Here is a 4,621-nt window from a genome sequence, read left to right as displayed (position 1 = left end):
CGGGTGCGCTCGCACTGCCCGAAGCGCAACAGGAGGTCGATGGCGAAGGGGCCGATACTGCGCTGCTGTGAGCGCTTGCGGGCGTGCCTGCTGAGCGGCAGGTCCATGGCCTCGCTCTCCCACACGGTGGCGCTCATCGCACCACCTCCACCAGCCGATGCTCGATCTCAGCGCGAGGATATGCTTTCCACTGTGGCTCACCGCGCACGATGCCCCAGTTTCCGGCTTGGTTGGGACGGCGCCAGCGCGGCGGATGCATCTCCTTGAGTGCATCCAGTGCCTCGAAGAAGTCGTGCTTCACGACTTCCCTGCCCTTCTCGCCGATACGCCAGCCGATGATGCCGTTGCGGGTCCTGCGCCCGTACTCCGGCTTGAAGGGCTCGCCATCGGCGTCCACGGGCAGGTACACCGTCGTTTCGCCAACGGGGGTATCTCCCGCCTCCCAGGTCAGCATATCGTCGTTCGGATCCAGCCACCGCGAGCGCCGGAACTTCCGGGGGCGCGCAGCCAGCAGCCACCGGTGAACGTCGGAAGCTGCGCACATCCCACCCTCCTGTCTCGGCAAGCTCCCGGTGCTCATGGCGTTCAGCACGCTGCGCTCGTCCACGCGGCCCAGTAACGCGATCTCACTACTACTGAGAGGCTCCTCGTTGTCGAGTTTCCAGCGTGCGAGAGCGGAGGCGTGCAGACGGGCCAGTGGCCAAGTCTCACCGTGGCGCGACGGATGCCAGTCGGAAGGAAGCCTCTTCAGCAGGCGGCTGGTGCGTTCGATTAGCGCCGCAATGTGTGTGTGACGCTGCTCGATGCTGTCCACCATATCGCGCGGGAGAAGGACGACGCCGTCGATGACGTAGGCGTAGAGGTCGTTGAAATCGTTGTAGGACGGAAGGTAGTCTTCCCGCAGCGTGGACTCATAGAACTCCGGGAAGCTCACGACACTGCGCCAGTCTCCCGCTTCGAGAGCGCGTGTTTCCTCGCCGAACCGCGTCCCGATGGCACCTTGTGTGCCCGCCCATACCTGATGCACGAGCGCCTGCATCGCTTTCGCGGCAGGCTTCGTGCCTGCGACAGCCTCCAATGTCTCGCCGAGCCAGAGGAACAGCTCGCAGAATTGGGCGTTGTTGGTGACTTCCGTGTTGAAGCGGTCTGGCCAAGGCATGCTCTCGATATTGTCCACAGGCACTTTGCTGCTCCGATCAGCAGGGGCTTACGATGATTGTTTTGATCATAGGAAGATCATCTAAGATTCCAGGCGAGTGCGCAAGGGCTAAAGATGATCATTGAGATCATCGATGGCCCTATTTCCTGTGAGCGTCGATTGGACGATCAAGAAGGGGGATAGATCCCGTACGCCCTGAAGCTCCCCCTGCCCGTCACCTCCTGGAGGATGCGGGCCTCCCGCAGCCTGGCCAGGATCAGTAGCGCGCCTTGGTGGGTCAGGCCGAGGTCCTTCGCCAGTTGCGGTGCGGTGACGATCGGCCGGCGCAGCACCAGTTCTGCGGCTGCCGGCAGCGAGGAGGAGCGCCGGCTGCCCTCGGTCAGGGCTGCGAGCTTTGCCTGCGCCGCCTCCAGCCGGTCAAGCACTTCCAGCCCGCGCCGGGCGGCGGCGGCCACGCGGGCGAGGAACAGTCCCGGCCAAGCGGCCGGATCCCCGGTGGGTCGCGGCAGCCGCTCCCCCGGCCTCGCCCCGCTCCAGAAGACCAGCGGCACCTGCGCCAGCCGCCGCCGGCGCTTCAGCAGCACGGTGGCCAGGAAGATCGCCTGCTGCGGCTCCGGCCGGGCGAGGTCGCCTTCCCCGGCCTCGCGCATCCAGCGGGCCGCGGCCCCTGCCGCGGCGAGCAGGGCCGGCACGCCCTCCCCCGTGCGCAGCCAGCCTCGCCGCCAGGCCGCGACGTCCGGGATCGCGGCGCCGGGCGATGCGGCGGCCGCCGGCCAGGCGCTGTCACCCAAGCTGCGCAGCGCTGCGGCAAGGCGATCGGCGTCATCGAGCGGATCGCCGCGAAAGACCGGCAGCCGCGTCAGCAGGCGGGCCAGGGCGAGCGCCTGCTCCACCGGGTGCTCGGCCGCGACCGTGCCCACCTCGCCGTCGCTTCCGCCCCAGGTGGCGGGCATGGCGCGCTCCAGGCGGTGGAGGTCGGAAGCCGCGCTCCAGGAGCCGGTGAGGCCGGCGGCACGCAGGCCAAGGTCGTGCGGATGGGTGGGCAGCCCCGCCTGGGTGAGCCAGGAGCTTGCCTCGGCGAGCGCCAGGCGGGCGACCAGGCCCTCGCGCAACGCCCCGGAAGCGGCCCCGGCGCGGGCGTCGAGACGCGAGAGCAGGTCCTCGGCCCGGGCCAGGGGCCGCAGCAGCCGGGCGGGCTCGGGCGTGACCACCGGCGGGGGCGGTCCGGACCGGCGCGCAGCCCAGAGCGGCGTGCTGCCGTCGTCCGGATCACCTTCATCCTCATCCCAGCCTGCCATGCACAAACCTCTGTCCGAAGACGCTGGAGGGGGCTTCTGAGCTTCAGGTCTTCGTTTCCAGGATACACGGTAAAACAGCAATTTATAAAGTATTCTGAAACTGATATCCGGGTATTGCTTGTGCTACTCAGCCACCCTGCCAAACACCCCCGGCGACCGCGTCCCACCCCCGCAACCAGCGCCCTGTATTTCGTCCGCTAATCGCTCTTTGCGGACGGAATTTCAGAATGTTCCTCGACAGCATATGTCACTACATGCCATATAAACCCGATGAACGCGGTCCGGCTGCATGCGGAGAAGCTGGTCTACGCGGACGGAGCCATCCGTGAGGAGGTCATCTGGCGCGTTCCGGCCCCGGTGCCACCGAGCCAGCACGGCTACAAATACCGGCTGGTCTACGTGGTCCAGGGAAGGCGCGTGATCGGCTTCGACAATGAACGGGGGAAGGGCGACCATTACCACCGGCATGGCACGGAACACCCCTACGGCTTCCGCGACCTTGTGACCCTGCTCACCGAGTTCCGGGCCATGGTCGATCAGGAAAGGGACGAAAAATGAGCGTGGTCCATATCCATTTCGAGCCGGACCGGGCGGAAGCCGACCGGCAAAGCCTGGCCCGCCTGCTGGCGGCCGATGCCACCTACGACCGCGGTGACGCTGCCGAAGCCGAGGAGCATATCACCTTCGAGAACATCGAGGGGTTGCTGGCCTTGATGACGCCGAAGCGGATGGCGCTGCTGCGGCATCTGCACCGGCATCCGGCCCGTAGCGTGAAGGCCCTGGCGGAGAGCCTCGGCCGCGATTACCGGCGGGTCCATGACGATGTGACGGCGCTCACCGCGATCGGGCTGATCGTGCGCCAGGGAACGACCCTGCGGGCGCCGCATTCGGAAATCCGTTTTGCCCTGAGGTTCGATCAGCCCGTCGCCGCGTGAGGCGGCGACTTCACAGGCGGGTGGGACAGGCAGACCGATCCTGGATAGCCTCAGCCTCCAAATGGACACTCCGACACCCCCTGCCCTGTCCACCCCGGCCGCGGACGGTAGCCTGACTTTGCACACTTCGCTGCTGGGCGACCTCGTGGTGCCGGGCGGCGCCGCGCGCGCGGCCGAACTCCGCGAACTCGCCGCCCAGGCCGCGGTCTACGCCACCCGCGCCCGCGGCCCCGGCACCCGCCGGGCCTACCGCTCCGCCTGGAGTGGCTACGAACGCTGGTGCCGCTCGCTCGGCCGCGAGCCGCTCTCGGGCGATGCCGGCACGCTCACCCTCTATGCCACCGCCTGCGCCGGCCGGGGCCTCAGCCCGGCCAGCCTGCGCGTCCACCTCGCCGCCATCCAGGCCGCCCACCGCCTGGCCGGCGTGGCGCTGGATCCGCGCGAGCCGCGGCTGGCCATGGTGCTCGAGGGCATCGCCCGCAGCCACGGCACCCGGCCCCGCAGGCGCGCCGCCGCGGCCGGCCCGGACGCGCTGCGGCTGATGCTGGCCGCGCGCCCGCCCGCCACCACCCCGCTCGGTGCCCGCGACCGGGCGCTGCTGCTGGTGGGCTTCGGGGCGGCGCTGCGGCGCAGCGAACTGGTCGGGCTGGCGCTGGGAGATGTGGAGATCGTCCCGGGCCGGGGCCTGCGCGTGCTGATCCGCCGCTCCAAGACCGACCAGCGCGGTGCCGGCCAGGAGGTCGCCGTCTGGGCCAACCCGGCCGAGCCGGGCTGCTGCCCGCTGGCGGCGCTGGAGGCTTGGCTCGCCTTCCGGAAGGGGGCTTCCGACATCACCGGCGGGGGCTCCGACCGGGAGCGGCCGCTGTTCGTGGGGATGAGCAAGGCGGGCCGGCTCTCCACCGCCGCGCTGTCGGACAAGGCGGTGTGGCGGCTGGTGAAGGGGGCAGCCGAGGCGGCCGGGCTGGAGGGGTGGGAGCGCTTCTCGGGGCACTCGCTGCGCGCGGGGCTCGCCACCGCCGCCGGCGAGCGGGGCGCCGACCTCGCCCAGGTCATGCGACAGACCCGCCACCGCTCCGCCGAGGTCGCTCTCGGCTATCTGCGACCGGCCGATCTGTGGCGCAACAACCCCACCCGCGGGATCTGGACGGCTGCCGGGGATGACGGGATGTCCTGACCGTCAGCCAACGCCGTCAATGGGTTTCCGAGGTAGCGGGGTTGGAGAATCTGCC

At 69.4% G+C, this 4,621-nt stretch carries 5 protein-coding genes; 3 read left to right on the top strand and 2 right to left on the bottom strand.

What is annotated here, in order from left to right; all coding sequences use genetic code 11:
• Nucleotides 1-133: 133 nt before the first annotated feature.
• Nucleotides 134-1,177: a hypothetical protein gene (locus tag BT98_RS26320; RefSeq protein WP_051544367.1), complete on the bottom strand. Its 1,044-nt coding sequence runs from the start codon at nucleotides 1,175-1,177 to the stop codon at nucleotides 134-136.
• A gap of 149 nt (nucleotides 1,178-1,326) precedes the next feature.
• Nucleotides 1,327-2,457 carry a helix-turn-helix domain-containing protein gene (locus BT98_RS26315; RefSeq protein ID WP_027297472.1) on the bottom strand — a complete coding sequence of 377 codons (1,131 nt, stop codon included), beginning with the start codon at nucleotides 2,455-2,457 and terminating at the stop codon, nucleotides 1,327-1,329.
• Between the two features lie 270 nt (nucleotides 2,458-2,727).
• On the opposite strand from BT98_RS26315, the gene BT98_RS0119995 reads away from it, so the two are divergent.
• The 3 genes from BT98_RS0119995 to BT98_RS25335 all read left to right on the top strand — a co-directional run bounded on the left by BT98_RS0119995 (nucleotide 2,728) and on the right by BT98_RS25335 (nucleotide 4,566).
• Nucleotides 2,728-3,015: a toxin-antitoxin system TumE family protein gene (locus BT98_RS0119995; RefSeq protein WP_027297471.1), complete on the top strand. Its 288-nt coding sequence runs from the start codon at nucleotides 2,728-2,730 to the stop codon at nucleotides 3,013-3,015.
• On the top strand, nucleotides 3,012-3,392 hold the full coding sequence (locus BT98_RS26310; protein ID WP_174978052.1) for an HVO_A0114 family putative DNA-binding protein: 381 nt from the start codon (nucleotides 3,012-3,014) through the stop codon (nucleotides 3,390-3,392). The genes BT98_RS0119995 and BT98_RS26310 overlap by 4 nt, the downstream gene beginning before the upstream one ends.
• A 61-nt stretch (nucleotides 3,393-3,453) precedes the next feature.
• Nucleotides 3,454-4,566 carry a site-specific integrase gene (locus tag BT98_RS25335; RefSeq protein WP_081798686.1) on the top strand — a complete coding sequence of 371 codons (1,113 nt, stop codon included), beginning with the start codon at nucleotides 3,454-3,456 and terminating at the stop codon, nucleotides 4,564-4,566.
• Nucleotides 4,567-4,621 lie beyond the last annotated feature (55 nt).

The sequence above is a fragment of the Roseomonas mucosa ATCC BAA-692 genome, from assembly GCF_000622225.1.
Lineage (GTDB): Bacteria > Pseudomonadota > Alphaproteobacteria > Acetobacterales > Acetobacteraceae > Roseomonas > Roseomonas mucosa.
The sequence above is the reverse complement of the archived record's forward strand: the minus strand, read 5'-3'. Positions and strand labels throughout refer to the sequence as shown.